The 25,925-nt window shown below is 65.4% G+C and carries 21 protein-coding genes and 1 tRNA gene; 11 read left to right on the forward strand and 11 right to left on the reverse strand.

Going from position 1 to position 25,925, the window contains the following annotated elements; genetic code table 11:
* Positions 1 to 12 precede the first annotated feature (12 nt).
* On the reverse strand, positions 13 to 1,101 hold the full coding sequence (locus Pla111_RS09215) for a glycosyltransferase (protein ID WP_197524890.1): 1,089 nt from the start codon (positions 1,099 to 1,101) through the stop codon (positions 13 to 15).
* A gap of 259 nt (positions 1,102 to 1,360) precedes the next feature.
* Between Pla111_RS09215 and Pla111_RS09220 the strand changes: the two genes are divergently transcribed.
* The 3 genes from Pla111_RS09220 to Pla111_RS09230 all read left to right on the forward strand — a co-directional run bounded on the left by Pla111_RS09220 (position 1,361) and on the right by Pla111_RS09230 (position 4,012).
* Entirely contained in the window at positions 1,361 to 2,221 is an 861-nt protein-coding gene (locus Pla111_RS09220; protein ID WP_146573564.1) for a glycosyltransferase, read from the forward strand.
* 65 nt (positions 2,222 to 2,286) lie between these two features.
* Positions 2,287 to 2,943: a class I SAM-dependent methyltransferase gene (locus Pla111_RS09225; RefSeq protein ID WP_146573566.1), complete on the forward strand. Its 657-nt coding sequence runs from the start codon at positions 2,287 to 2,289 to the stop codon at positions 2,941 to 2,943.
* 70 nt (positions 2,944 to 3,013) lie between these two features.
* A complete protein-coding gene (locus Pla111_RS09230; protein ID WP_146573568.1) occupies positions 3,014 to 4,012 on the forward strand; it encodes a glycosyltransferase in 999 nt (332 codons plus the stop codon).
* A 544-nt stretch (positions 4,013 to 4,556) separates the two neighbouring features.
* Here the strand turns inward: Pla111_RS09230 and Pla111_RS09235 are convergent.
* The 8 genes from Pla111_RS09235 to Pla111_RS09270 form a co-directional block, all read right to left on the reverse strand.
* Positions 4,557 to 5,594 carry a reverse transcriptase/maturase family protein gene (locus tag Pla111_RS09235; RefSeq protein WP_146573570.1) on the reverse strand — a complete coding sequence of 346 codons (1,038 nt, stop codon included), beginning with the start codon at positions 5,592 to 5,594 and terminating at the stop codon, positions 4,557 to 4,559.
* On the reverse strand, positions 5,569 to 6,009 hold the full coding sequence (gene avd, locus Pla111_RS09240; protein ID WP_146573572.1) for a diversity-generating retroelement protein Avd: 441 nt from the start codon (positions 6,007 to 6,009) through the stop codon (positions 5,569 to 5,571). Before avd ends, Pla111_RS09235 begins: the two co-directional genes overlap by 26 nt.
* 117 nt (positions 6,010 to 6,126) lie before the next feature.
* The gene (locus tag Pla111_RS09245; RefSeq protein ID WP_146573915.1) at positions 6,127 to 7,110 is read right to left on the reverse strand and encodes an SUMF1/EgtB/PvdO family nonheme iron enzyme; all 984 of its coding nucleotides are present in this window, start codon (positions 7,108 to 7,110) and stop codon (positions 6,127 to 6,129) included.
* 345 nt (positions 7,111 to 7,455) lie between these two features.
* Complete coding sequence (locus tag Pla111_RS09250) at positions 7,456 to 8,886, reverse strand: sodium:solute symporter family protein (RefSeq protein WP_146573574.1); 1,431 nt, start codon at positions 8,884 to 8,886, stop codon at positions 7,456 to 7,458.
* A gap of 178 nt (positions 8,887 to 9,064) precedes the next feature.
* Positions 9,065 to 9,715 carry a hypothetical protein gene (locus Pla111_RS09255; RefSeq protein ID WP_146573576.1) on the reverse strand — a complete coding sequence of 217 codons (651 nt, stop codon included), beginning with the start codon at positions 9,713 to 9,715 and terminating at the stop codon, positions 9,065 to 9,067.
* Between the two features lie 95 nt (positions 9,716 to 9,810).
* Positions 9,811 to 10,239 (reverse strand): hypothetical protein, encoded by a 429-nt coding sequence (locus Pla111_RS09260; protein ID WP_146573578.1) that lies wholly within the window; start codon positions 10,237 to 10,239, stop codon positions 9,811 to 9,813.
* Positions 10,236 to 11,417 carry a M28 family peptidase gene (locus Pla111_RS09265; protein WP_146573580.1) on the reverse strand — a complete coding sequence of 394 codons (1,182 nt, stop codon included), beginning with the start codon at positions 11,415 to 11,417 and terminating at the stop codon, positions 10,236 to 10,238. Before Pla111_RS09265 ends, Pla111_RS09260 begins: the two co-directional genes overlap by 4 nt.
* A 12-nt stretch (positions 11,418 to 11,429) precedes the next feature.
* On the reverse strand, positions 11,430 to 12,251 hold the full coding sequence (locus tag Pla111_RS09270; RefSeq protein WP_146573582.1) for an SDR family oxidoreductase: 822 nt from the start codon (positions 12,249 to 12,251) through the stop codon (positions 11,430 to 11,432).
* A 206-nt stretch (positions 12,252 to 12,457) separates the two neighbouring features.
* Between Pla111_RS09270 and Pla111_RS09275 the strand changes: the two genes are divergently transcribed.
* The 3 genes from Pla111_RS09275 (at position 12,458) to Pla111_RS09285 (ending at position 17,570) form a co-directional block, all read left to right on the forward strand.
* Positions 12,458 to 12,530: transfer RNA gene (locus Pla111_RS09275), tRNA-Lys, on the forward strand.
* 498 nt (positions 12,531 to 13,028) lie between these two features.
* Positions 13,029 to 16,103, forward strand: coding sequence for a PSD1 and planctomycete cytochrome C domain-containing protein (locus tag Pla111_RS09280; protein WP_146573584.1), 3,075 nt, complete (start codon positions 13,029 to 13,031; stop codon positions 16,101 to 16,103).
* Between the two features lie 18 nt (positions 16,104 to 16,121).
* Positions 16,122 to 17,570: a DUF1501 domain-containing protein gene (locus Pla111_RS09285; protein ID WP_146573586.1), complete on the forward strand. Its 1,449-nt coding sequence runs from the start codon at positions 16,122 to 16,124 to the stop codon at positions 17,568 to 17,570.
* A 76-nt stretch (positions 17,571 to 17,646) separates the two neighbouring features.
* Here Pla111_RS09285 and xdhC read toward each other — a convergent pair whose 3' ends face one another.
* On the reverse strand, positions 17,647 to 18,435 hold the full coding sequence (gene xdhC / locus Pla111_RS09290) for a xanthine dehydrogenase accessory protein XdhC (protein WP_146573589.1): 789 nt from the start codon (positions 18,433 to 18,435) through the stop codon (positions 17,647 to 17,649).
* 75 nt (positions 18,436 to 18,510) lie between these two features.
* Entirely contained in the window at positions 18,511 to 20,325 is a 1,815-nt protein-coding gene (locus tag Pla111_RS09295; RefSeq protein WP_146573591.1) for a phospho-sugar mutase, read from the reverse strand.
* Positions 20,326 to 20,382: 57 nt separating this feature from the next.
* Here Pla111_RS09295 and Pla111_RS09300 point away from each other — a divergent pair, with 57 nt between their 5' ends.
* From Pla111_RS09300 to Pla111_RS09320, 5 genes are all read left to right on the forward strand, one after another.
* Complete coding sequence (locus Pla111_RS09300) at positions 20,383 to 21,360, forward strand: cytochrome c (protein WP_146573593.1); 978 nt, start codon at positions 20,383 to 20,385, stop codon at positions 21,358 to 21,360.
* Positions 21,361 to 21,719: 359 nt separating this feature from the next.
* A complete protein-coding gene (locus Pla111_RS09305; RefSeq protein WP_146573594.1) occupies positions 21,720 to 21,992 on the forward strand; it encodes a hypothetical protein in 273 nt (90 codons plus the stop codon).
* A 338-nt stretch (positions 21,993 to 22,330) separates the two neighbouring features.
* On the forward strand, positions 22,331 to 22,945 hold the full coding sequence (locus tag Pla111_RS09310; RefSeq protein ID WP_146573596.1) for an RNA polymerase sigma factor: 615 nt from the start codon (positions 22,331 to 22,333) through the stop codon (positions 22,943 to 22,945).
* 484 nt (positions 22,946 to 23,429) lie between these two features.
* On the forward strand, positions 23,430 to 24,950 hold the full coding sequence (locus Pla111_RS09315) for an FG-GAP repeat protein (RefSeq protein ID WP_146573598.1): 1,521 nt from the start codon (positions 23,430 to 23,432) through the stop codon (positions 24,948 to 24,950).
* A gap of 173 nt (positions 24,951 to 25,123) precedes the next feature.
* Positions 25,124 to 25,837, forward strand: a complete 714-nt coding sequence (locus tag Pla111_RS09320) for a DUF2513 domain-containing protein (protein WP_146573600.1) — start codon at positions 25,124 to 25,126, stop codon at positions 25,835 to 25,837.
* The last annotated feature ends 88 nt before the right edge of the window (positions 25,838 to 25,925 follow it).

Consider the following 25,925-nt stretch of genomic DNA (forward strand, 5'->3'; position numbering starts at 1 on the left):
TCACGCGTCCGCTCAAGCCGCGACACGCCGATCGGTCGTGGTCAGATGATCGATCAGTTCAGCGTAACCGCGGATCATCCCCTCGACCGAGAACTGTTCGGCAGCGCGCTGGCTTCCTGCCGCTAAGCGTTCTCTCAACATCTCCGGGTCGCCGAGCTGTCGCTCAACGGCGGCCGCCAAACCGGTGGCGTCACCGGGCTCGAAGACGCTCGCGACGGGGGAAACGTCGGAACCGGTGGCACCGAGAACCTCACGACAACCGCCCACGAGAGTCGAGACGATTGGCGTGCCCGCTTGCATAGCTTCGATCAGCACCAGCGAGAGCCCCTCGCTATGTGAGGCGTTCACGAAAACGTCGGCCGAGCGCAGCAACGCGGCCGCATCCGCTCGAAATCCCAGCAGCTGCACTCTGTCGGCAATGCCTAGTTCCTGGGCCAACGCCTCCAGATGAGGCCGTTCGGGCCCCTCGCCAGCGATCGCGACGCGCCAGCAATCGCCCTGCCGATAGGCTTCGGCCGTTGCTCGTAGCAGGGTGTCGTACCCTTTGACCGCCTGCAGGTTACCGATGGCCAGAACTCGCTTCGCGCCGTCATCGGGCAGAAACGCTGACCGGGCGACCTCGACCGCACGGGGCGCAACGACCGCTGGTTTCACTCCGCTATAAAGCACCGAAAGCCGACGCTGATCGACTCCCGCGATAAGGCACTCTCTTTCTGCGGCGGCGGAGACACACACCACGTGGTCAACCAGACGGTTGTGCTTCCAAGCGCTGCGAACTGGGTAACAGGTGTGGCGGATGCCGAGGCGCGGCACGCTTAAGCCGGTCAGCGCCACGCCGCCATAGGTGATGGCATGGGGATCGTTGAGGATCACGGCCTGCAGACCCGCGGAGGCGAACCTTCGGCGAATTTGCAGGCAAGCGGCCAGCCCGCGGCCGCGGCCCGGCAGCAGCGCTGTGGGCACGTCTTGCTGCTGAGCCCAAGTGGCCAGCTCGCTGGCTGCTGGTACCGCTAGCAAGGGTTCGGCACCGACTTCGCAAAAACCTTCAATCAGCTGTGCTAGCAGGCGTTCACCCCCTCCCCAGCCAACGGCGGTACTCATGAAACCAAGCTTCATGGGGTCTCGCAGCCTATTTGAGGTAAGAGCAACCCGGATGAGTTGCCGACGCTTAGGGTTGGTGACCGATTGAGAGTGAGAGCGGTCATAGCGGCCTAGTCGGGGTCGGGTCAACGCGAACACAACTCGTCTGGCCCGCGGTCGAAGGTTTTGATACTTCAGACATGCCCGGAAAGGCCCGCGGTCGCCTCACGCCGCCATTCCAACATCCCTTCTCCCGCTAGCCACTGCCCTAGCGCCGCCGATGAGCCAAGACGTTTTCCAATCGCTGTGGATCGGCGACCGACTCGGGCCGATGGAGCAGCTATCGATCGAGTCGTTCCTACACTTTGGTTACGACTTTCGCCTGTTCGCTTATGGCAAGCCGGCCGGAGTGCCCGAGGGGGTCAGGCTGGTCGATGCGCGCGAGGTGCTGCCCGAGTCCGAGGTGTTCTTTGTGCGGAAAGGTTTCGGCAAAGGCAGCCCGGCCTACTTCGCTGACCGTTTTCGTTACACGATGCTGCACCAGCGGGGTGGTTGGTGGGTCGATACCGACATGATTTGCGTCGCGCCTTGGGAGTTTGACTCGGCGCACGTTGTCGGAGCCCAACGACAAAACGGCCCCGACGGGGTCAACAACGCCGTCATCCGCAGCCCGGCCGGCAGTGCGCTCATGGCCCGCTGTTTGGAACTGTTTGCCGAGGTCGATCTGAATCGCGCCCCGTGGGGCAGCACCGGCCCGCTGCTGCTTGAACGAGCGATCCGCGACACGGGGCTGCTCTCGTGCGTGCAGCCCGCCGATGTGTTCTACCCCGTCGATTACTGGGCCATCGAACAGCTTTTCGAGGATACCGACCTTCCCGAACCGTCGCGCGGAGTTCACTTGTGGAACGCCGTCTGGGCGCGACGGGGAATCGACTCGGGAGCACCGATGCCGCCCGAATGCCTGTACGAACAGATGCGACGTTGTTTCCTGCGTGGGTACGAGCCCCCCGAGCTGACCCCGGCCGAGATCGCGCGCTTGGTCGCCGATCTCGCGCTGGCGAACGCTCCGCCGCCGACAAGTCTGCTTGGCAAGATCCGCGATCGCCTGAAAAAATATACCCGTCACCTGCGCGTGGCCTGACCGGCCTCGCCATCTGGTGAGCGCCCTGCAAACACCCATTTTTCTCTCCCCTACGGATTCGATCGATGCGCACTTTCCCCCGTCGTGGACGCATGATCCGCGCTTTGCCGCACAACGCAGTCGTTGTCGAGATCGGTGTCAATCAGGGCGAATTCTCGCAAACGATCCTCTCTAAGACGTCGCCGCGCAAGCTGCACCTGATCGACTGCTGGGAAGAGCATCACGAGGGGCTCGACTACCCTCACGACGGCTTCTACGCGAAGCAAGCCGATCATCAATCGAACTTCGACCTCGTGCGTCAACGCTTTGCCGGACCGATTGCGACCGGCCAGGTCGCGGTGCATCGCGGGTACTCGGTGCCGATGCTCGAAACGCTCGCCGACGCCTCGATCGACTGGGTCTACGTCGATGCCAATCACAGCTACGAAGCGGTCGCGGCGGAGCTGGCGGTGCTCTTGCGCAAAGTGAAGCCCGGCGGTGTGATCGCCGGCCACGATTACATCAGCACCCCCTACTGGAAAGAACGCAACTACGGCGTCGTCGAGGCGGTTGATGAGTTCTGCTGGCGTCATGGCTGGGAGCTTATCGGCCGCACAACCGGGCCCGGCTGGGATATCGATCAGTCAGACAATCCGAGCTTCGCGATCCGCCAGAAGGGGCTTCCGCCGCTCTGGAGCTGGAGCCGCGAGTGGCTCCGCTTGCCGGCCCGCCGTGCGGCCTAGGCACAAGAACCTCGCCACGCGACGCGCTCGCCACGCCCCCCGCCCCCCGCCCCCCGAGTAACACAGCGCTTTGCCTTCGCCCGCAATCAGCTTCGTCATCCCGGTGCATAACGCCGGCGTGTACCTTCGTTCGGCACTGGCGAGCCTACGCTGGCAGTCCCACGAGGCGTGGGAAGCCGTTTGTGTCAACGACGGGTCAACCGACGAATCGCTGGCGGTTCTGCAGGATTTTGCCGCGGCAGACCCGAGGTTTCGCGTGGTTGATCAGCCCAACCGCGGGATCGTCGCCGCGTTGAACCGGGGCCTGACCGAGGCCCGCGGCGAGTGGATCGCGCGCATGGACGCCGACGACCTGGCGACCCCCGACCGTTTGGCGCGGCAATGGCAAGTCGTGCAGCGCAACCCTGAGCTGATCGCGGTCGGGTCGAACGTGCTGGTCGTCGATCCCGAGGGGGAACCAATCCGTACGACGCGCTATCCGACAGACCACGCCGCGATCGAGGCCGGCCTGCTCGCGGGGCGCGAGACCCTTGCGCACCCCACCCTGCTGTATCGCCGTCGGGCGGCGTTGAGCGTGGGGGCTTATCGGCCCGAGTTCGAGTGGGTGGAAGACACGGATCTCTGGCTGCGGATGATCGCCGTCGGGCGTTTCGCGAACGTTGCGGCTCCGCTGCTGCGTTACCGCTTGCACGAGAAGAGCGTTTGCTGGAACCGCCGCGCGACGCAGCGTGAACGTCTGGCGGCGCTGCTGCGCAGAGCGCATGCGGACCGGGGCCTCGAAGCCCCCGCTTCGCTGCGGGCCCCAAAACGGGGTACTCCCTCCCCCGCCGCGGGCAAGTGGGCCCGACAAGCGGCCCGTGCCGGCCATTACCCAACAGCACTCAAGCAATGGCGGCGTCTTGTCGGCGCGAATCCGCTCTCGCTGGTTACCGCCCGCGTGAGCGCGGAACTGGCCTATCGCGCAGCAACCTCGCTGCTATCGCAGCGCGAACCATCGCCGCCGACCCTGCCCGACTGGCACGAGTGGGATTGCCAGCTTGCAGGCCACCCGCGACGTGTCGCCGCCTGAAAGCGCAGCGCCCGCGTGCTGTTCAAAGAACGCGCTGAGGGTGCCAGATATCCTCAGCGGTCGTCATGGCCGACGCGGCTTGCTGCGCACGCCACCTGCTGTCGGTTGAGGCAACCGACGCGAGTTCTAACAAGCTAGCCTCCGCCTGCCGCGTCGCCACACTTGAAAAAAGGCGGCCGCGCCTTTCGCCTTGCGGTTACTCACCACGGCCGCCTCACGCGTTATTCGCCGGGCGGTGACGCTCCCGGGGGGGAACAGGCCGCCGCCCCGCAGGACTCCCGGGTAGTCCCTGAGCCGGGCGCTGCCGGCGTGGCTTTCGAGGTTTCACCACGCCGCGTTCGGGCCCGAGAGACTTGCCGCAAATGCGGCCCACGCTTTCAGGGGCTTGCCACGCGAAAACCGACGTTGTTGTTCTCGTTCGTGGGGTTGTTGTTGTTCCGGTTGTCGGCCCGCAGGTTGTTCGAGTTGTTGTTCCACGAACCACCCCGCAAGCCGCGGAAAGAAGAACTAACCCTCCCCCGGGCGCCCTTCGCCCGCGTCGCGCTCAAGAGAGCACCGCCCGCCGCAGGCCCACACTCTGCGCGTGGGCCGCGTGTGCGACCCACGCCTTCACGCTCTGCGTTAGCTCGGCCGTCTCGCGCCCGCGGTGACGCGTCTCCCAACGCATCCTTCGGTATCGGTCGCGGTAGCGCCGCACGGTCGAGTTCCGCAGCTTGATCCGCCCGTTGGCGAACACCACGAAGCCTGCGAAGTCGACTCCCAACTCCGTGGGGCACAAGCGGTGCTTGTCCGGATGGATCACCAACCGCAGCGACCGTAACCGCTCTTGCACCGCGCTGCTGTGACGTTTGAGTTCCGCCCGGTCGTCGCCAAACAGCAGGAAATCGTCGAGGTACCGAACGTACCCCTTCACCCGCAAGGCGTGCTTCACGAAGTGGTCGAGCGGGTTCAGGTAAACGTTCGCCAGGAACTGGCTGGTGAGATTGCCGATCGGCAGCCCCCGCTTGCGGAGCCGCACGTCGAACAGGTCGCCGCCGCGTGGCCACTCTTGATCGACCGCGTCGTGGTGCGAATCGACGATCGTCGCGATCAGCTCCAACAGCCGTCGGTCGCCGATCACCCGCTCCACCAGACCGAGCAGAAGCTGGTGGTCGATGCTGGGGAAGTACCGCCGCACATCGCACTTCAGCGCGTAGCGGAACCGCTGCGCGAAGCCAGACGCCCGCCGCATCGCCGCGTGCGTCCCCTTGCCCGGGCGGCTGGCGTACGAGTCCTCAATGAACCGACTCTCGAACAGCGGCTGGATGACCCGCACCACCGCATGATGCACCACCCGGTCGCGGAACGGCGCCGCGGCGATCAGCCGCTCTTTAGGCTCGTGGATCGTGAAGTAGTGGTACGGGCTGGGTCGGTACGCGCCGCTCGCCAGCTCGTCCCGCAGGGCGAACAGCTCCGTTTCGAGGTCGAGCAAGAACTCGGCCCCGGGCCGGCGGCTCCGCTTGCCGCGCAGCGCGTCACGGGCGGCGCCCAGCAGGTTGCCGGCCGAGACGACCCGGTCAAACAGGCGCTTGTGACGCTTCAAAGCGGCCTCCGTGCGATGCCGGCCCTTCCTTGCTCTGCGTTTGCTTGAGCCAGCCCCCCAGCATGCGGCCGCACTCGGTGAGTCCCTGACAACCGAAGAGGTACTGCCGTTCGGTGAGCACTTGGCGGTCCTTTGCGAGTCGCAAAAGCCAGCGGAGCGTTTCGACCTTGCGGTTGGCCTCGGCGAGGAGGGCCGCCTTCGTGCTGCTGTACGACGCCTCGACCAGCATTTCCAGCACGCCGATCGCGTGGTCGGCCAGCCGCGTGCCGAAGACGAACCGCTGGCTCTTGGGGAAGCTATCGACCTTCTCCCATTCACATTTGTGATGCTGATCCAGCGAGTCAGGTCGTACCCCCGAGTCAGCCCGATAGGGACGCGAAACAGAGACAGAGCACCAGCAGGACCGGGGGCTCACGCGCCGGTCCCTCCAGGTCCTTGCGTCTCATCGAGAGACTCCGTCCTCAAAAAAAATCGCCCGCCGCTGCGCGGCGAAGAGATAAAGGGCAAGAGGGTAAGAGCACCAAGGGTGATCCTAGGCTCTCTTCCGCACCAAGAACCCTCCTGCTGCCAGCACCACCATCAGCAACGAACTTGGCTCAGGGACGGTTGCCACGCGAAAACCTACGTCGTTGCCCTCGCCCGCGGGGCGGCCGCTGCTGGGCCGGAAGATGGTCCGCAACCTGCTCCAGCTGCGGCTGCTCCACGAACCACCCCGCAAGCCGCGGGAAGAAGAACTAATGACCGCCTCGTTCCACTCAAACACGTTGCCGTTCTGGTCGAACGTGCCGTAGGGGCTCGCGCTGGCGATGCCTGCCGAGCCGACCGTCGTCACGTTGCCGTCCTGGCCATTCCAGTAAGCGCCATCCTCGTAGTTCACCACGCCCACGCCAGGGTTGCTGATGTCGCCCACGCTGTTGGCCGTGGCGACGGTCGGTACGCTGTCGCTGCCGGTGGCGTAGTCGAAGTAGACGCCCGCCGTGCCGGCGGTGGCGTCGTGGTACGCCGCCTTGTACCACTCGTCTTCGCTGGGGATCCAGAACTTAGCGCTCGCCGAGCGGACTTCGTCCAGGCCGTTGCCGATCGTGTAGGCGCCGGTCTCCGTGTCACCCGCGCCTTGGCCGTTGTGCAGCCAGTTGGTGAACCGCATCGCGTCGAAGAACGAGACGTAGTTCACCGGCTTGTTGTCCATGTTCGGCTTCGTGGCGTAGCTGTAGCTGCCCGGCGCGCCGCTGCGGGTGATTCCGCCACGGGCGTCGCTGCCCATGAACGTGCTGTAGAGCGCGAAGCCATCGGCCGCGGCGACCGCGTTGAGGAACTCGACGTACTGGGCGTTGGTGACCTCGTGCTTGCTGATGCGATAGGCGTAACCAACAGCGCCAAATGTACCTTGTGGTTGCGGATCACCGGCGTTGCCGGCGTTATCAACCAAGGCCCAGTCGAACGAGACCGGGCCGGCCGCGGCCGGCAGGGCCGCCGCGGCGGCCAGCAGCAGGGAGGGGATCAAGGTGCGGATCATTTGGGCGATGCTCCTATTCGGGATGGTGGTTCAGGACGGAAGGCGAAGAGCGAGAGTATAACCAAGCGCCCCCCCCCCCCCCGGGGGTAGCGCCCGCGAGAAAAATGGCGTGAAAAATGCGTGAAGGNGCGGGGGGGGGTGGAAGTCCCCGAGGGTGGACCACCCTCAGCGGATTGCGATTAACNCCAACTTACCGAGGCGTGTCGCTGTCGAGGGCCCCGCCGGCCGCGGCACACCGCCCTCAGCGCGATGGCCCGTGCTGTTAGGCAGCCTGCGCATTCGCTGCTGGAACGGTTTGCCGGCGCGGTCGTTGTGACTTGAAGACTCGTACGGCCCGGATGGCGGCTAGCTGATCGACTCGGCCAGCTCGTGCGTCGGCTTGGTTGTGAGGATGGATCCGGCCACCATTCCCACTACCGCAGCGATCAGCCCGGCCAACTGCTGGGGGAACGCTTCTCCCAGCGGAGTCCAGCAGAACAGACTCCATACGCTGATCCCCAACACGATCGAGAGGATCGCGCCCGAATTGTTCGCCCGTGGCCAATAAAGGCCTGCCACCAGGGGCACGAACGCGCTCACCAGCGGCACCTGGTACGCGCTCGATACGAGGTCGTAGACCGATGCCCCTTCCATCACAAGCGAGTAGACCAGCACCAGCAGCGTGAACACCACCACCGTGATCCGCATGAGCAAGAGCTCCATCCGGTCGGACATGCTCGGCACGAAGTTGCGGAGCAGGTTCTGCACAAACACGGTTGAGGGGGCCAAAATGGTCGCTGAAGCGGTAGACATAATCGCCGCCAGCAGCGCGCCAAAGAACATGGCCTTCACGCCCGGGTGCATGTGCATGGTGATGAGCGTCGGCAACACCTTCTGGGCGTCGTCGGCAATCAGGGCTTCCATCTCGCTGGGCATCAGCAGGTAGCCCGTGGTTACAACGTACATCGGAATAAAGGCGAACAGCAGATACGCCGCGCCACCGATCATCGCTCCTTTCGCTGCGATATCGGCGCTCTTGGCAGACATCACACGCTGAAAAATATCTTGCTGCGGGATCGAACCGAGCATGAGCGTGATCGCCGAACCGATGTAGAACAGGATGCTCTTCGCATCGAGCGGCGGGAACAGATTGAGCATCTCACGCTGCTGAGCGACCTCCAGCACGCGCGCCGGCCCCCCGGCCATATTGCCGGCGATGATCGCGATCGCGGTCAAGCAGATCACGATCACAATCATCTGGATAAAGTCGGTGATCGCCACCGAAAACATGCCGCCGTACATGGTGTAAAAGAGCACAACCACCGTGGCGATATAGGTGCCAGTGAGCGGCGTGATCGAATCCTCAAGCAGATGCGAAAAGACGAGCCCCAACGCCGTGATCTGCGCGGCCACCCACCCCAGGTACGACAGGATGCTCGCCAGCGAACAAAACACCTCGACCGCCATGCCGTACCGCTGGCGGTAGTAGTCGTTGATTGTCAGCAGCGTCATCCCATACAGCTTCCGGGCGAAGAACATTCCGACCAAGATCAGGCACAGCGCGGCGCCCCAGGGGTCTTCGGCGGTGTCGCGCATGCCCCCCTCAATGAATTTGGCGGGGATGCCGATGACCGTCTCGGAACCGAACCACGTGGCGAACGTGGTGGCGATAATGATTGACAACGGCAGCGAGCGCCCCGCCACGGCGTAGTCCGAGGTGTTGCTGACGCCCCTCGCAAACCAGAGACCCAGCGCGATCGACGCCAACAGGTACACGACGACAAAAAAGATCAGCATCGCTTCGTGGAATCGGAGGGGGACGGGAGGGGAACGGCCGGCACCCTATGCCGACAGACGGCGATAGATTATCCGATCGACGTGCTGGCCGCGATCGCGCCTTGAGCAAGTAGGTTCACGCCCCCGCCAGGGCCTTCCCCCGGGCCGGCGGTAACGACCAGCGGGAGCTTCTCAAGCGTCAGATAGCGGTGGCTCTTTGCCAAGCGACTTGCACGCCTTCCGGATCGAGCACGAGCGCGACAATCGCGACCAGCAGCAGCACCCCACCAGCCGTCAGCAGCCAAACGGCGTGCGACCGTTTCGTGGTTTGCAAGGCGCGCGCCGCGCGTTCGGTCGCCTTGCCCAGACGCCGCCATCCGGCGAGGTCTTGCTGGCCGCCAGTAGCAATAAGCGACGTATTACGCATCCAGGCGTAGGTATCGACATGCAGTTGCACGCCTAATGTCGGCAGCCACAGGCTGTCCCCCGCCCAGCGGGCCGAGGGGTCGAGCTGCCGGGCCGCCTCAGAAAGCGCAGGACGGAGTTCGGCTCCGGTCGCGTTGTACACCACCAATCGCGGACGCCCCAACATGGTGAGCAGCGCGACCCCCAGCCAGTACAACATCAGCAGCACCAACCACACCGCAGCCCCCATCGCGACGGTTGCCGCCTCGGGCCGAAAGAGCGCGATCGGGCCGATTAGCGCAACGCCGCTGAGCGCGGCACCGACCGCCCCCGTGTCGGCCATGCCGGTCACCACCAACGGACGCTTGCGCAGATTGACGAGCCCCACGAACAACAGGTAAGCCGCGAGCGGCGTGGCGGCGAGAGCAAAGCTGAACGCATCCATAGATTGGTCATCGACGGATCGAAAAGGTAAGGCGGGGGTACCGGCATGTTGGCGGCATGGTTGGCGGCAGAGCGGGGGCGGCAGAGCGGGGGCAGCTACCGTTCGTTGGTCGGCTCTTGGCGACGGCGGGTTGCCACCGCTTCCGCCAGAGCAAGCCGTTCAGCTTCGTTCAGGCGTTTGCGTTCGGAGCGATAGTAGCGGCTGTTGGCGACGGCGTCCGCAACCCCCAAGAGAAAAAGGAGACCCGCCAGCACCGCGAGCAGTGCGGCATACGATGCCACCCACCAAGGTCGCTGCGGCAAGAGCGGCCACAGGCCGATCAGAACGCCCACCACGCCGATGGTTCCGCTCGCGGTCAAACGCCGACGCCGTCGTCGGCAGGCAAAACCCTGTGCCGCAACCACGCCCGGACCGGCAGGCCGCTCGGCGAGGTTGGCCAGCACGCCCCGGGCATCACGCAGGTGCGTGTCGATCAAGGCACCGGCCGCGCCGAGCAACGCCAGCGAGATCAACGCCGCTGTCATGGCGACCTCCTGTTTGGTTGGCTGGCCTCGCGTTGTTCGAGCAGCCATTCCCACACGACCCAGCCAACCTTCGCTAACGAATCCCCCGAACAGTTCATCGGCACATCGGCTTCGGTGTGCCAGGCCGGGTAATCGAAGTCGATCAGGTCGATCGCCGGGATCCCGCCGAACCGCTGCAGCGCCAGGTGATCGTCGCGCACTTCGTGCCGGACACGCGGGTAGAACTCCGCGACCCCCAGGCGTTGGGCCGTCGCCCACACCTGCATGACCAGCGGCCGCGTCGTCAAGTTACGGTAGCTGAAACGCTCCTGATAGATCTGTAGATCGGCATCGCCGACCATATCCAGCAGGATCCCCGCGCGGTAGCTCCACGCCCCGCTACCGCGTTGGGGCTTGCGCTTGGCGTAGTCTTGCGCGAAGTAGCGGCTTCCCAAGAAGTAAGGGTCGCGGTCGTCGACGTAGACCAACTCTTCGCCATCGAAGAGAACCACATCGACCCCGAGCGGCCCTTCGTACTCGGCGAGCTGATGCGCCAGCTCCATCAGCACCGCAACGCCGCTACCGCCGTCGTTGGCACCGATAAAACGGCCGTTCCGTCGAGCCATCGGGTTCGGATCGCGGTCAGGCAACGGGCGTGTGTCGTAGTGTGCGCAGAGCAACACGCGATCGGTCGCTTCGGGCCGCCAGCGCACGATGAGGTTAGCCATCTCGACTGCCGGCCCTCCCAACGGATTACGAACCTTAAATGTCTGGCGTTCGACCTGGTCCGCATGCGGCTCGAAGTGAGAAATCAGCAACTCCTGCTGGGCACGCATGCCGGGGCTGCCGCTCATCCGGTTCCCGAGCGCGCAAACCTCTTCGAGATAGCGCTTCGCCCGGGCAGGGTCGAGCGGATTGGTCGGCTCTGCGGATGGCATCGCAACCCGGGTGAGCGTTGGTGGCAACGCAGGGTCCCGCTTGGCCTGCGAAGGGGTGACTCCAGGCGGGGCAGCGGGCGTGGCCGCCGGTGGCTTATCAGTCGGCGGCTCGCGCGGCGGCGCGGTCGCGATATGAACCACGAGCGACAACACCAGCAGGATCACCAGCACGGTCGTGACACGGCGGGTTGTGTCGCCCGGCTGGGAGCCCGTGTCCGATGTTTCCGGACGATGCGATGAGCGATGGCGTGGCTTAGACATGCATCTATCCTATCACTTCAACCGCCCGCCGCCGTCCACCGCGAGCGTCTCACCCGTGATGAAGGGGTTCTCGAGCAGCATCGCGACCGCGTGCGCCACATGCTCGGCCAAGCCGCACCCCTCCGCCGTGCCCGTCTCAACCAGAGCCGCCCCGCGCACATGCCGCACTCGCTCTGAAGACTCCGCGGGTTCGCCCGGCACGGTTCCACACAGCACCGGCCCCGGCGCGACCGCATTGACACGGATCCGCGGATTCCGGTCAGCGAGCTCCACCGCCAGCGTCCTGACCGTCGCGGGCAAGGCGGCCTTGCTGAGATGATAGGCTGCGTGGTCGGCGTACGGACGCCCGTCGTAGCGTGTGGCGATGTCGGCGAGCAACAGGATTGCCCCGCCCTGCGCTTGGTCCGCCATTAAGAGCCCGGCCGCCCGCGAGAGCAGGAACGGCGCTAACGCATTCACGGTAAAGCACTGCTGGGCGTCGGCGGCGGTGGCCTCTTCCAGCGACTGGCGGGGCCAGATTGCTGCCGAATTCACTAACGCGTCGAGCCGGCCACACCACCCGGCGGCAGCGCGGATCAGTGGCTCGATGGCATCCGCCTCGGAGAGGTCGGCGGTCATGGCCACCGCTGCCCCCGGACCGTAAACGCCCGCCGAGATCGCGGCGGCAAACGCCTGAGCCTCGTCCGCCGAGCGATTCGCGTGAACCACCACCCGCCAGCCCCGCCGCACCAGCTCGATCGCGATTGCCTTCCCCACGCGCCGAGCCCCCCCCGTGACCAGAGCCACGGGGGGCTCTTCAGTAAGTCGGGAGGAGGGAGCGGGGGAAGTCGTCATCGGCGACGCCACGAGTATGGGGGGTCTATTACCATCCTATCTCGACGCTAACCGGCCAGCCCCGCTACGACCAGCCTGGGGCCAAAGCGATCCTCGCCCGAGTCCCGACCCCGCGGAGTGCCATGCCGCGCCCCTTCCCTAGCGAAGCCTCTCGCCTTAGAATTGTGGCTCGCTTGCGGGAAGCTCTTCGGGGCATCCCCAGCAACGCTCCCTTAGCTCAATCGGCAGAGCAACTGACTCTTAATCAGTGGGTTCTTGGTTCGAGTCCAAGAGGGAGCACTAAGCAGCCAAACGACTTACGTCGATTCTGGCTGAGGTTGCTCTCCGCGAAGGGTAACGTTGGGTCTCTTCGTCCCCAACCAAAGCTTGGCAGCTTTTCCCGCGATTTTGCTCGCCTAGTGCCGTAGACAGAATCTTGTTGTGGTCGAGCGGGGGCATTTTGCCCGGGGGCTAGTCCGATAGCGCAGCCAAATTGGTAGCCCGCTGAGGCAGCGAGGCCCGCCCCTCGATCGTGCCGCCACTGGCTGGCATAAGGGGTCCTGGCGAGTCGATGAACGACAAGCCAACTCCCGCCATGGGTTAGCCTGCTGCTCAGGAATCCGACACACGCCGCCACCCGAGAGTAGATTCGTGTTTTGCGCAAACTCGACCCGCCGGACATGCCGTGTGCTTAGGCTGACGGTAAGCTAACCCAGCAAAACGGCAGTATTGCTTGCGCGCGATGCTTGTTGTTGCTCGCACGCCTAGCTCCTCTTCACCCTTCTCTCGCGCCGTCTCATGGAATCTTGCGGCAACGCATCGCGTGTCGTAGGCGGGCTGTGCGCTCTAGCGACACTGCTGACGGCAGCTCGTATCGCCTCCGCCGATCCTTCGGTTGTCAGTTACAACCGCGACGTGCGGCCGATCCTGTCCGACAAGTGCTTCCACTGCCACGGTCCCGATGCGGCGTCACGCGCTGCCGACTTGCGACTGGACGTGCGTGACGAGGCCATCGCGTACGGCGCGATCGTGCCCGGCGATGTCGCGGAAAGCTTGCTTCTTGAGCGCATCAACGAGACCGACGCCGATCTCTTGATGCCGCCGCCGCGGTCTCACAAGACGCTGAGCGACGTAGAGAAGCAGACGCTTCTCCGCTGGATCGAGCAGGGGGCCGAATACCAAACGCACTGGGCTTATCAACCGATCCGTCGGGCACCGCTGCCCCCCGCGGTTTCAGCCGAGCCTTCCCCCCAAGCGCCAATCGATCGTTTCATCCAACAGCGGCTATCGCTTGAGGGGATCACCCCCTCGACAGAGGCGGATCGGGCAGCGCTGCTGCGGCGGCTAAACTTGGATCTCACCGGACTTCCGCCGACCGTAGAAGAAGTTGCAGCATTCGTTGCGGATCAGCGTCCTCACGCCTACGCCGAGGCGGTCGAGCGGCTGCTCGCGTCGCCCCACTACGGCGAACGGATGGCCCAGCCCTGGTTGGATGTGGTTCGTTACGCGGACACGGTCGGATTTCATGGCGATCAGAATCAAAACGCATGGCCGTACCGCGATTATGTGATCGCCTCGTTCAACAACAACAAGCCCTTTGACGAGTTCACTCGCGAGCAAATCGCCGGAGACCTGCTGCCAGCACCAACCGAATCGCAGCGGATCGCCACCTGCTTCAATCGCCTGAACATGATGACGCGTGAAGGGGGCGCACAGCCCAAAGAGTATCTGGCGATCTACAACGCCGATCGTGTGCGTACCGTGAGCATGGCGTGGCTAGGCAGCACGTTCGGTTGCGCCGAGTGCCACGACCATAAGTTTGACCCGATCACCCAAAAAGATTTTTATTCGCTGGCGGCATTTTTTGCCGACGTGAAGCAGTGGGGTGTTTACCACGACTATAAATTTAGCCCTAACCCCGACCTTGTCGGCTGGACGAACGATCATCCATTTCCGCCCGAGATTGAGGTGGAGAGCCCGACGCTACGCGAGCGCATCAAAAAATATCGGGCCGAAATCGCTGAGATTGAGACAAGCGATTCAGCCGACACCGCCCGCTTCGCCAAGTGGCGATGCCAGATAGGTAAGTTCCTGCGTGATGAACCCACCGGTTGGGCAACCCCACCCCCTCAGACAAAGGTTCCGGAAGACGAGTTCCTCCAGGCGACGATCACCGACGAGGGACAGATCGCTTTTGGGGCGGATGGCCCCCAACTGCTCGAGGTGACGCTTGACCCGGTCCACCGCGTTGTCGCCGCGTTCCGGATCACGCTGCCGGCCGATACCGATCTCAAAGCTCCCCTTGGCCGTTCGATTGGCGATTATGCTTCGATGCTGGACGTGCAAGCAAAATGGACCCTTGTTGAGGGCGAACAAGCGACCCCGCTCATGATTTCGCACGCAGCTGCGAACCGCTCGCTGCCGCTTTACGAATCGGGCGAGCAACTGATGGGCGTCGCGCAGGGGTGGAGTCTGGACGACACCCCGAGCGATGAGCCTCACACGGCGGTTTACTTCCTCGATCGGCCCCTCCGTCTGAGCGCTGGGCAATCGCTACGCGTTCACCTGACCCTGGGCCGTGTTGCGATCAATCGGCTGCGGATCGATATCACCCCACTGCGATCCTTAGAGGTCTCCGCTCAACCCTTGCCCGGCGACCCAGCCGAGCAGATAGCCGACGATCGGACAGCGCGCGCCTACTACCTACGCTCCGACCCAAACGGTTGGGACCCGCGTTTGGCGGACCTCGAACGAGAGATTCTCGCCGCGCGCGAAGGTAAATGGCCCGTGATGGTCACTGAGCATTTGTCGCAGCCGAAGACGATCCGCGTGCTGCCGCGTGGGGATTGGCAGGACGAGTCCGGGGAGATTTGCGTGCCGGCGCTGCCCAGCTTCCTCCCCCGCCCGAGGGAAACCGAAGACCACGTGCTGACCCGCACTGATCTGGCGGAGTGGCTCTGTTCGGAGGAGAACCCCCTCACGGCAAGGGTGTTCGTCAATCGGCTGTGGAAGCAGTTCTTTGGCACCGGTCTGAGCGCGCAAGCGGATGATTTCGGCGCGCAAGGAGAAGCCCCCAGCCATCCCGAGTTGCTCGACTGGCTCGCGAGTGAATTCCGCCGCAGCGGTTGGGATATCAAGCACCTGGTCCGACAGATCGTCATGAGCCATACCTATCGGCAATCCTCTGCGCTGCGAGCCGAGGTAATGGAGCGCGATCCCCACAATCGCCTGCTCGCTTCACAGAACCCGCGCCGACTTGAGGCCGAGATCGTGCGTGACAACGCTCTGGCGATCGCCGGGCTGATCAATTTAGAACGAGGCGGACCGCCCGCGAAACCTTATCAGCCGGCTGACTACTACGCGGGTCTGCAATTTCCCGATCGCCCCTACGTGGCGGAAACTGACGAGCGCCAGTATCGACGCGGCGTTTACATGCATTGGCAGCGGACCTTCCTGCATCCGATGCTCGCTAATTTCGACGCTCCCAGTCGCGAGGACTGTGTCGCAATACGTTCCGTGGCGAACAGCCCCCAGCAAGCGCTAACGCTCTTGAACGATCCAACCTTTGTTGAGGCGGCGCGTGGCTTGGCGGCCCGACTGATCGAAGAAGCCCCGCCCGAAGACGCTTCACGTGTTGCGTTGGGCTTTCGGCTGGCCGTAGCGCGCGAGCCCGAACCGGCCGAAACCGAGGGCCTTTTGCGGTTGCTCGACAGCGCCCGGATGCGCTACGCCAGCCATCCACAAGAAGCGCAGGCACTGCTCCAGATCGGCCTCGGTGCGCAACCGTCTGAAATCGCGCCCGCCGAGCTCGCCGCTTGGACCAATGTTGCGCGGGTGGTATTGAACCTGCACGAAACCATCACCCGCTACTGATTACGAAGTGTTCCGGTAATGGCTCCTGAATCGACTTACTCTCGCCGCAGCTTCTTGACACAGTCGGCCTATGGGCTGGGTGGCATTGCGCTGGCCGAGTTGCTGGGGACCCGTTTGTACGCAAACCCCAGCAGCCGCGCCGGTGCTACTGGTCTGCTTACGCCCCCCAGCAACGCCGCGTTATCGGCTTATCACCACCAACCTCGCGTCAAGCGTGTGATTCATTTGTGCATGGCGGGTGGGCCTTCGCACCTCGAAACCTACGACCCCAAGCCGCAGCTAAACGACCTCCATGGCAAACCGTTCCCCGAGTCGTTTACGAAGGGACAGCAGCTCGCGCAGCTACAGAACAGCAAGCTGATCGCCCGGGGCGCGTTCTGCGAGTTCGTGCGCAGCGGTGAATCGGGCCTGGCGGTGTCCAAATTGTTGCCGCACATCGGTTCGATCGCCGACGAGATCTGCGTAGTGCGTTCGATGGTCACAGACCAGATCAATCACGATCCCGCCCAAGGCTTTATGAACAGCGGCACGATCCTCAAGGGGCGTCCCAGCATGGGATCGTGGTTGATCTACGGACTGGGTGCCGAGACCGACAACCTGCCGGGCTTTGTGGTGCTGCTCTCAAAGACCAAGGGGGGCGGCGCGCAACCCATCTCGGCAAGGCAATGGTCGGCAGGCTTCTTGCCGAGCCGCTTTCAAGGAATCGAGCTCCAATCGCGCGGCGAGGCGGTTCACTATGTGGGCAATCCCGAGGGCGTCTGCCAGAGCCTGCAGCGGCAGGTCGTCGAGGAGGTCAATCGGCTGAATCGTTTGACAGCCGCTGAGCGCATCGATCCCGAGCTCGAGACCCGCATCCGCCAGTACGAGCTGGCCTTCCGCATGCAAACCAGCGTGCCGGAGCTGAGCGACTTCTCTCAAGAGTCACCCGAAACGCTGAAGCAGTACGGCGTGAAGGAGCCGGGCGATGGCTCTTTCGCTTCTAACTGCTTGCTAGCCCGTCGATTGGCCGAACGCGGCGTACGCTTTATCCAGCTCTACCATCGGGGCTGGGACCACCACGGCAAGATCGCAGAACTCATGCCAATCTCGGCCGAAGAAACCGACCGCGCCTCGGCCGCGCTTGTCAAAGACCTCAAGCAGCGCGGCATGCTGGACGACACACTCGTCATCTGGGGTGGAGAGTTCGGACGCACGCCGATGGGACAAGGCTCGGGCCGCGACCACCACATCAATGCCTTCAGCCTATGGCTCGCCGGCGGGGGCATCCGGGGCGGGATGACCTTTGGGGCTACCGACGAGTTGGGCTACGGAGTGGTAGAGGATCGTGTCACGTTCCACGACCTCCACGCGACGATGCTCCACCTATGCGGCATCGACCACGAACGGCTCACTGTTAAGTTTCAGGGGCTCGACGCCAAGCTGTCGGGGGTTGAACCGGCGCGCGTGGTGAAAGAGATCCTTGCGTAAGCATCGCCGAGTGTGCTCTTACTCTCACCTAAAGGGGCCGAGCCGGCGCAGGTTCTTCGCCCGGTGTCGCCACTCGCTACGAGTCGCTTGCCGACATTGCCCGGCCGTCGCGACGCTCCAATAGTTGAGCGGCGATGCTTACCGCAATCTCACCCGGATGATTCGTGCCGAGCGGCAAGCCGATCGGGCAATAAAATGAGATCCGCTCGGCAGGGATCCCGACGGCGGTCAGCTCTTTGCGCAGCACGGCCGCCTTAGCCTGGCTGCCAATGACTCCCAGATAGGGAAACGTACGGTCCTGCTCGAAGATACGCCGCAGCACGGGCAGATCGCTGCTGTGGCCGCGTGTCATGCACAACACAAAAGATTCGTCCGGCAACCGTTCAACCTCGGCCGGGGGATCGGCGGTTTCAATCGCCCGAACTCCAGGCGGCAGCTTCGTCAGCCACTCGCGTCGCGGATCGATGCATGTCACTTGACACGGCAACGCGACCAGCAAGCGGGTCAGCGCCTGCGTGACGTGCCCCGCACCAAAGATCACCACCGGCCAGGTGGTAACGCCCAGGGCTTCAAAGAAGAGCTTGACTCTGCCACCGCAGGTCATGCCCACGTCGGCCTTTAAGCTCCAGTCGGCAAGCTGCTGCGAAGTATTATCGCGCAACATGGCGAGCGCCGTCTCGATCGCCTTAGCCTCGACACGCCCCCCGCCGACGGTGCCCGCGTCGAGCCCTTCGGCGGTAACGAGCATCTTGGCACCGGCGTCCTGCGGCGTTGAGCCCGACGTCTCGATGAGCGTGACAATCACAAGCGGCGTTGCCCGATCAACAAGCTCAGCCGCGCGGCGCAATAGTTCAGCGGGGGTCATACCTTCTTACTGTAACTCGCGAGTGCCGGCGGTGCCGCTGTCTCGCCGACCCCGGCCTTCACCACCAACCGGCCTTCAGACACCGGCAAAAGCGCGCAGGTCTTGCTCCATGCCGTCCAGCCGTGCTTCGAGGTCGGCCTTGGCGTCTTCCATGTCGTGGAGCTGTTCGGCCGGCGTGAACGCGAAGAGATAGAACTTGATCTTCGGTTCGGTACCGCTGGGACGACAGGCCACGTAGTTGCCACACGGGGCTTCTTCCGACGACAGATCGAGGATCACCAGATCGCCGGTCGGTCCCTCCAGGGCAGAGGTCTCGCCATTGCGTGTGCGCTGGTTTGTCAGATAGTCGCGCACCTGGGCCACGGCGAGCCCGCCGACCGACACCGGCGGTTCGGCGCGAAACTTCGCCATCACCTCTTTCATGCGTGTCATGCCCTCGCTGCCCGGCATCTGCACGTTGAGGGTCCGCTCGACGTGGCAGCCGTGCTGCCAGTACAGGGCATCGAGCTTCTGGTGAAGCGTCATCCCCTCCGCCTTGAGCTTGGCGGCCAGCTCGCAGGCGAGCATCGCGGCGACCGCCCCGTCCTTATCGCGTACGTACGAGCCCGCCATGTAGCCGTGCGATTCTTCGGTGCCAAAGACAAATCGCTCGGGACCGTTATCGTCGATCGCCCCGGCGATCCACTTGAAGCCCACCAACAAGTCGGTGATGGTCCGGACGCCATACGCATCGCCAATGCGGCGCGTGAGCTGCGTGGTCACCAGGGTGATGAGGTTGAAGTGCTCGGGCGTGAGCTTGCCCCGACGCGTCTCCAGGACGTAGTCGGCCAGGAGCGCGCCGATCTGATTGCCGGTGATCGTCAACCACTGATCGGAGCCGGGCTCGAGCGGGGCCGCCAGCCCGATGCGGTCGCAGTCGGGATCCGTGGCCACGACCAGATCGGCCCCCGTTTGTTTGGCTCGCTCGATGATCGCGTCGAACACCACCGGCCGCTCGGGGTTGGAGACATGGCCCGGCACGTTGGGGAAGTCGCCGTCGGGCTCGGCGTGCGGGCCGAACACCTCAACCTCCGCAAAGCCATCGCGCTCCAGCACCGGAACCACCGCCGTCGCCCCCACGCCGTGCAGCGGTGAGTAGATCACCTTCAGGTCGCGCGGCCCGGGTGTGGCCTGCGTCAGCACGGCGTCGATGTAAGCGGCGTCTACCTCCGCTTCGCAGTAAACGATTTGCCCGGCCGCAACCGCGGCGTCGAAGTCGGCCCGCTCGATCTCTTGACAGTTCATCACCCGCTGGATGATCCCCTTATCGTGCGGCGGCAGGATCTGACCGCCGGTCGACCAGTAAACCTTCACCGCATTGTCGCTGGGCGGGTTGTGGCTGGCCGTCACCATGATGCCGCAGCTGGCCCGCTTATATCGCACCGCAAACGACAGCTCGGGCGTGCTGCGAAAGCCACGCAGAAAGTACACCTTGAACCCGGCGGCAACCATCACCTCCGCACAAAGCTTGGCAAACCGCTCGCCGTTGTGCCGCGTGTCGCGGCAGATGGCGCACGACAGCTCGGCACCGGTGCCGAGCGTCTCCTTCACATAAGTCGCCAACCCCTGGGCCGACTCGCCGATCGTACGGTCGTTGATCGCATTCGACCCAAAGGGGTGCATCCGCCCGCGTCGCCCCCCCGTGCCGAAGGGGATGATCGTCCAGAAGACGTCGTCCAGCGTCGCCCAATCGCCCGCCGCAAGGGCTTCTGCGATCGCGGGCACGTAGTCGGCGTAACGCTGCTCGGTGAGCCAAGCCCGCAGGTTCGCGGCGGCCGAAGCCGTCAGCTTGCCGGCGGCGGTCGCCTGTTCGACTTGCGAAACGAGTTCCTCGGTGGCGGCAGAGGGCATCGGTCTAAACGGTGGGGGTTAGCGGAAAGAAGGCGTGGGGCGCGATAGACTAGCACGATGCTCAACCCTTGGCGATTACGTCCCCCGCACGCCCCCACCAAGAAATCGGTCGGACGGTGTCCGTGCGCGTGGCTAACTACTGGGTTTTTCTTGTTGCTCGGTGGCTCGCTAGCCGCGGCCGAGCGCCCGCCTCGCGCCGAGCCGCCCCGCTTCTCCGATGCCGACCAGGCCCCTTTCTTCGCCGACGCTTTTGCCGAGCTGGTCGGGCCCCGCCCCGCCTATGGGCTCTCTGAAGCCACCGACACCACGACCTCCACGAACGTTTCTGCACCGCAAACGGTCTGGTCGCAGCGCATCGATGAGATAACGCTCGAGACCGAGATCAAACGCCTCGCGGCGCGCGTCGCCCAGGCAACCCGCTCGGGTGCCGCGTTCAAGGGGGGTGAGTCTCGCCAAGCCGCCGACGCACTGGCACAGGTGGCCCTCGCGATGGGCGTCATCGCTCGGCACGACGGTCGGCCGCGGTGGCGCGACGAGGCACCGCGGCTGGCACCGCACTTCGCCGCCAGCGCCCGACTGGCCGACGCTGCCACCGACGGAGGTTACCAGGCCGCTCAAGCCGCCGCCGAAGAGTTAGCAGCCCTGGTGCGGGGTGAACGGCCCGCCCTTGCCGCGGCGGACGAAACCGCAACCAACTGGGGCGCGCTGGCACCACGCTCCAGCCTGATGCGACGCATGAAGCGGGCCGACGAAGAGTTTCTTCCCACGGCGCTCGCCGACCGCCGCGCCTTTCGGCGGGGGGCCGAAGACGTGCGCCACGAGGCGCAGGTGCTAGCGATGCTCGCGACGGCCATCGTCGCCCCGGGGGCCGACGACGCCGACGACCCCGGCTACCAAGCCTACGCCCGCCAGATGGGCACGGCCGCCGAGCGGCTGGCCGACGCCGCCGAGCAAGAAGACCTGCCCGCCGCCACCCAAGCCGCCGCCGACCTCCGCCGGTCGTGTACCGACTGTCACGCCGACTACCGGGGCTGACGCTCCCCCGCCGCGTCCCCCCTTCCGCTCGCTTGGCCTGGCCGCTTGCAGCGCCCCGCCCGCCTGCAAGGCCCTGCCGCCTGCAAAAGCCTGCCGCTTGCAAATCCCTGCCGATTATTCGGAAAAAACTCTCCGCGGGGCGTGAACCTCGCCTCGGCGAGCCGGTCTTCTTGCTGTCCCGAGCGGGTTTTGCTTGACTCCCGCGTCGGGGCGTGAAAAGCTTATTGTAGTGGCCGGCGGGCCTGGTTTCGTTTGAAACCCGGTCCACCTGGCTGCCGAAGATGTTCTTGAGCGGTCCGCAACGAGCGGGCCGCCGTGTTTCCTCTCTCTAGCCGCGCCAGCGCGCAGCGGAGCCCGAGATGAAGACGACAATCATTACCGCTACGACCCTCGCCAACGCCATCAAGGCCTTTGGTATCGGTTTCGTTGCTACGGTGATTGCCGGCTCACAGTCGGGCTACGTATTGCGCTATGTAATGCGCGCGGTACGTGTAGGCCTTGGGCTACAGCCGCTACATCAAGCGGCGCTAGTCCCGGCGAGCCTGTCGCAACGATCGTGTTGCCGCAGCGCTCGCCCCGCGATGTCCGACCGTGGTTGGCGCCTTGATTGGCGCGCTGACAACCGCGGCTGATCGATCGGATCAGGCACCCCGGGCGGAACCCTCGCAAGTTTCGCTCGCCTAACCGATCGATCGCGTCGACGCGGAGCCCGGCGATCCGAGCGGGTCGCACCCTCCCCCACGGGGGCGTGCTGCTCACCTTGATCGTCGCTTGAGAACCGCCCGCGATGGGGCCGTTCTCAGCCTGCCCGAAGCGTTCCGCCCCTTGCGGGGACCGCTAACGGCCGCAGGGCTCCGCCGCTTATGCCTCACGCCCCCGCGGCGGGAGTCCACGCCCCCCACCCCCTTTCGCGGGTTGGTAAGCGTGCGGCGGCCTGCTGACCACCGTCCCTTGAGAGAGGACGACTCCGATGACCGCTTTCGCCCTCGCGCCACCGCGTCCCGCGACTTACTTCCCCTACGACCCCACGCCGCTCGGCGAGCAAGACACGGCCACGCTCGTGCGCGCCGCCCAAACGGGCGACCGTGACGCCTTCGGCGAGCTCGCCGTGCGGTTCGAGCCGATGGTGCGCGCCGTCGCCACGCGCCGGCTGGGCAACCCCTCTGAGGCCGCCGAGCTGACCCAAGAGGTCCTCCTGCGGGCGATGGATCGGCTGCATCAGCTCACCCAGCCGCAGGCGTTTGGCGGATGGCTCAAGTCGATCACGGTCCGCATGGCGATCAATCGGCAAACGCGCCGTCGCCGCGCGATCGACGCCGAGCCCCGGACGCTCGAAGAGACGTGCGTCGACAACGCCAGCCCGTTCGAGGCGGCGGTCGCCAACGAGCGCGCCGCGCAGGTGCGCGACGGACTCGATCGGCTGGGCGCGATGGATCGCGACACGCTCGTGGCGTTCTACGTGCGGGGCGAATCGCTCATCGAGATGAGCGACGCGTTCCGCGCGCCGGTCGGCACGATCAAGCGTCGCCTGCACGTGGCGCGCAAGCGCTTGGCCGCCGAACTGGGGGAGATGGTCTCGGTGTAACCCCCTGAATCCCCCTCCTCCTTCAGGAGGAGGGGCTCGGGGAGGTGGGGAATTGGGTAGCGCGGCCATCGACACCCAAAGGTAGAGGAGATGGCCGTCATGAGAGGCGACGGTTGCTCGGCAAGTTAATGCTTCGCTATGGCAACGATAGATAAAAACGAATGCCGGTTTATCGCTTCGGTTGAGCGCACGTTTTTTCCTCCCTACTGCTGTACTGCCTCCCTCCCCCGGCTGGGCTAGTTAAGCTGAGCAGACCGTCCCGGCAATGCTTGCCGCGTGTACCCGGTTTCTGCCACCTCCCCTGGCCCCTCCTCCCGTGGAGGAGGGGGAATTTTGGCGAGGGGCTCGGACAGACGCGGGAGCGGGTCGTCGTTGCGGCCTCCCGCCGCCGGCTCGCGAAAGCTGGTTCCCCGCCCGGCTGGGGTGGTTATCCTGAGCGGACCGTTTTGACGACGTCCCGCCGCTCCCGCCGCAGAGCCCCCGCATGATCGCTCGCCGTCGCTTGTTTACCGCCGTGCTGATTGCCGTCATGCTGCACGGCGTCGCCACGCCCCGCGCCCACGCCGCCTTCGGCGATCAGTTGTTGAAGCTCACCGCCAGCGACGCCGCGGCGGGGGACCGGTTCGGCAACTCCGTGGCGCTCGACGGGGGCGTCGCCCTCGTCGGCAGCTGGTGGGACGACGACGCGGGCAGCGAATCTGGCGCGGCGTATCTGTTCGACGTCGCCACCGGCGCGCAGCTCGCCAAGCTCACCGCCAGCGACGCCGCTGCGGAGGACATCTTCGGCGTCTCCGTGGCGATTAACGGCGGAGTCGCCATTGTCGGCAGCCCACGGGACGACGACGCGGGCAACGGCTCCGGGTCGGCGTATCTGTTCGACGTCGCCACCGGCGCGCAGCTCGCCAAGCTCACCGCCAGCGACGCCGCGGCGGGGGACCGGTTTGGCAACTCCGTGGCGCTCGACGGCGGCGTCGCCCTCGTCGGCAGCTACTTGGACGACGACGCGGGCAGGAGCTCCGGCGCGGCGTATCTGTTCGACGTCGCCACTGGCACGCAGCTCGCCAAGCTCACCGCCAGCGACGCCGCGGCGGGGGACCGGTTTGGCCAGTCCGTGGCGCTCGACAGTGGCGTCGCTCTCGTCGGCAGCCCGCTTGACGACGACGCGGGCACCGACTCCGGGTCGGCGTATCTGTTCGACGTCGCCACCGGCGCGCAGCTCGCCAAGCTCACCGCCAGCGACGCCGCGGAGTTCGACTACTTCGGCTACTCCGTGGCCCTCGATAACGGCGTCGCCCTCGTCGGTAGCTACCTAGATGACGACGCGGGCCGCGAATCTGGCTCGGCGTATCTGTTCGACGTCGCCACCGGCGCCCAGCTCGCCAAACTCACCGCCAGCGACGCCTCCTTTTTTGACCAGTTTGGCCAGTCCGTGGCGATTGATGGCGGCGTCGCCCTCGTCGGCAGCTTTGGGGACGACGACGCGGGCGGCGACTCCGGCGCGGCGTACCTGTTCGACGTCGCCACCGGCACGCAGCTCGCCAAGCTCACCGCCAGCGACGCCGCGGCGGATGACTTCTTCGGCCTCTCCGTGGCGCTCGACGGCGGGGTCGCCCTCGTCGGCAGCTACTTGGACGACGACGCGGGCAACGGCTCCGGGTCGGCGTATCTCTTCGACGCCGCGCTCAAGGGGGTGTTCGGCGACTTCAACGGTGACGGGACGGTCGACAACGACGATCTGAATCTGTTGCTCACCTACTGGGGCCAGCCCGCCTCGCCCACGCCGATCGGCTGGAACGGCCGGCCACCGCAGGGCACAACGATCGACAATAGCGAGCTGAACGAGCTGCTCGGCCTGTGGGGCGTGGGGATCTTCAACCCGCCCGCTGTAAGCGTGCCCGCAACGAGCACCGACGCCACCACCGTCCCCGAGCCGCACACGCTGCTGCTGGCGCTCGCGGCGTTTGGTGCCGGCCGGGCGCGGCGACCGCTCCGCCGCAGGTGCTAGCACCGCCGCGTTGGTCAGGCCCCCCCAACCGAGAAACCGGCGTTGCCCGTTTCCGCGGTTCTGGAGCATCATGGGCGGCAGCAAAACCTGAATTCCCTGCGCGCCGATCGCCGCCCCCCCGCACCGATCGGCGCTCTCCCCCATTGTGACCCGAGTGCAAAGGAAGGCGCCCGATGAAACGAGACCTGGACCTCGCCCGACAGCTGCTGGCCGACATCGAAGCCCAAGCCGCCGACTGCGCCGTTAACGCGCTGCGCCCCGGCCTGGCCGCCGAGGCGGACGAGCAGGTGCGCTACCACGTGCGGCTGCTGATCGACGCCGGGCTGCTGAAGGAAGTCGATCGCTCGGCGGGCGGCGTGCCGTGCGTGCGGCTGACCCACGCCGGCCATGAGTTCTTGGAACTCGCCGCCAGCGAGTCGCGTTGGCGCGAAGCGAAGTGGGTCGTCCGCGAGCGGACCGGCGGCATGTCGCTCACGGTGCTCAAGGCGGTGCTCACCAAGTGGGCCGCCGAGGTCGCCACGCGCGGCCCGCGCCTGGGGCGTCCCGCCTATCGTCCGTTCACCTACCGTGTCGAGCCCCGCTACGGCGATCGGCCGTACGCCTACGAGCCGCGGCGGGTCCGCGAGCGGGATTGGCTGAGTGCCGAAGAGGCACCGCGCAGCGTGCGTCCGCGGCCCGACTACCTGGAGCGCTTCGACTGGCGCGACGCCCTCGACGGGCGCCACACCGTGGACGCGCGCGAGGCCTACGACTGGCGTGACAGCCTCAACTGGCGCGAGAGCGCCGACCGCGAGCGCTTCGTCCGCGAAACCTATCCGCGCGAATCCTACCGCTACGACTGGGAAACCGACGAGTACGGCGTGTCGCTGCCGATTCAGGTGGTCTGATCGCCGCGGCCCGTAATGCGTAACACCACGCCCGGGGCGTCCGCAGCATGGCGGGTGCCCCGGGTTTTTTTACGCACTCGGGGCGGGC

It is taken from the genome of Botrimarina hoheduenensis (assembly GCF_007859815.1).
Taxonomy (GTDB): Bacteria; Planctomycetota; Planctomycetia; order Pirellulales; family Lacipirellulaceae; genus Botrimarina; species Botrimarina hoheduenensis.

Coding starts and splice junctions, on each gene's coding strand:
- Pla111_RS09295 (WP_146573591.1), bottom strand. CDS start 20,325: ATGCCCTCTGCCGCCACCGAGGAACTCGTTTCGCAAGTCGAACAGGCG.
- Pla111_RS09300 (WP_146573593.1), top strand. CDS start 20,383: ATGCTCAACCCTTGGCGATTACGTCCCCCGCACGCCCCCACCAAGAAA.
- Pla111_RS09255 (WP_146573576.1), bottom strand. CDS start 9,715: ATGGATGCGTTCAGCTTTGCTCTCGCCGCCACGCCGCTCGCGGCTTAC.
- Pla111_RS09320 (WP_146573600.1), top strand. CDS start 25,124: ATGAAACGAGACCTGGACCTCGCCCGACAGCTGCTGGCCGACATCGAA.
- Pla111_RS09225 (WP_146573566.1), top strand. CDS start 2,287: ATGCGCACTTTCCCCCGTCGTGGACGCATGATCCGCGCTTTGCCGCAC.
- Pla111_RS09220 (WP_146573564.1), top strand. CDS start 1,361: ATGAGCCAAGACGTTTTCCAATCGCTGTGGATCGGCGACCGACTCGGG.
- Pla111_RS09315 (WP_146573598.1), top strand. CDS start 23,430: ATGATCGCTCGCCGTCGCTTGTTTACCGCCGTGCTGATTGCCGTCATG.
- Pla111_RS09250 (WP_146573574.1), bottom strand. CDS start 8,886: ATGCTGATCTTTTTTGTCGTCGTGTACCTGTTGGCGTCGATCGCGCTG.
- Pla111_RS09245 (WP_146573915.1), bottom strand. CDS start 7,110: ATGATCCGCACCTTGATCCCCTCCCTGCTGCTGGCCGCCGCGGCGGCC.
- Pla111_RS09260 (WP_146573578.1), bottom strand. CDS start 10,239: ATGACAGCGGCGTTGATCTCGCTGGCGTTGCTCGGCGCGGCCGGTGCC.
- xdhC (WP_146573589.1), bottom strand. CDS start 18,435: ATGACCCCCGCTGAACTATTGCGCCGCGCGGCTGAGCTTGTTGATCGG.
- Pla111_RS09305 (WP_146573594.1), top strand. CDS start 21,720: ATGAAGACGACAATCATTACCGCTACGACCCTCGCCAACGCCATCAAG.
- Pla111_RS09285 (WP_146573586.1), top strand. CDS start 16,122: ATGGCTCCTGAATCGACTTACTCTCGCCGCAGCTTCTTGACACAGTCG.
- Pla111_RS09310 (WP_146573596.1), top strand. CDS start 22,331: ATGACCGCTTTCGCCCTCGCGCCACCGCGTCCCGCGACTTACTTCCCC.
- Pla111_RS09280 (WP_146573584.1), top strand. CDS start 13,029: ATGGAATCTTGCGGCAACGCATCGCGTGTCGTAGGCGGGCTGTGCGCT.
- Pla111_RS09215 (WP_197524890.1), bottom strand. CDS start 1,101: ATGAGTACCGCCGTTGGCTGGGGAGGGGGTGAACGCCTGCTAGCACAG.
- Pla111_RS09265 (WP_146573580.1), bottom strand. CDS start 11,417: ATGTCTAAGCCACGCCATCGCTCATCGCATCGTCCGGAAACATCGGAC.
- Pla111_RS09270 (WP_146573582.1), bottom strand. CDS start 12,251: ATGACGACTTCCCCCGCTCCCTCCTCCCGACTTACTGAAGAGCCCCCC.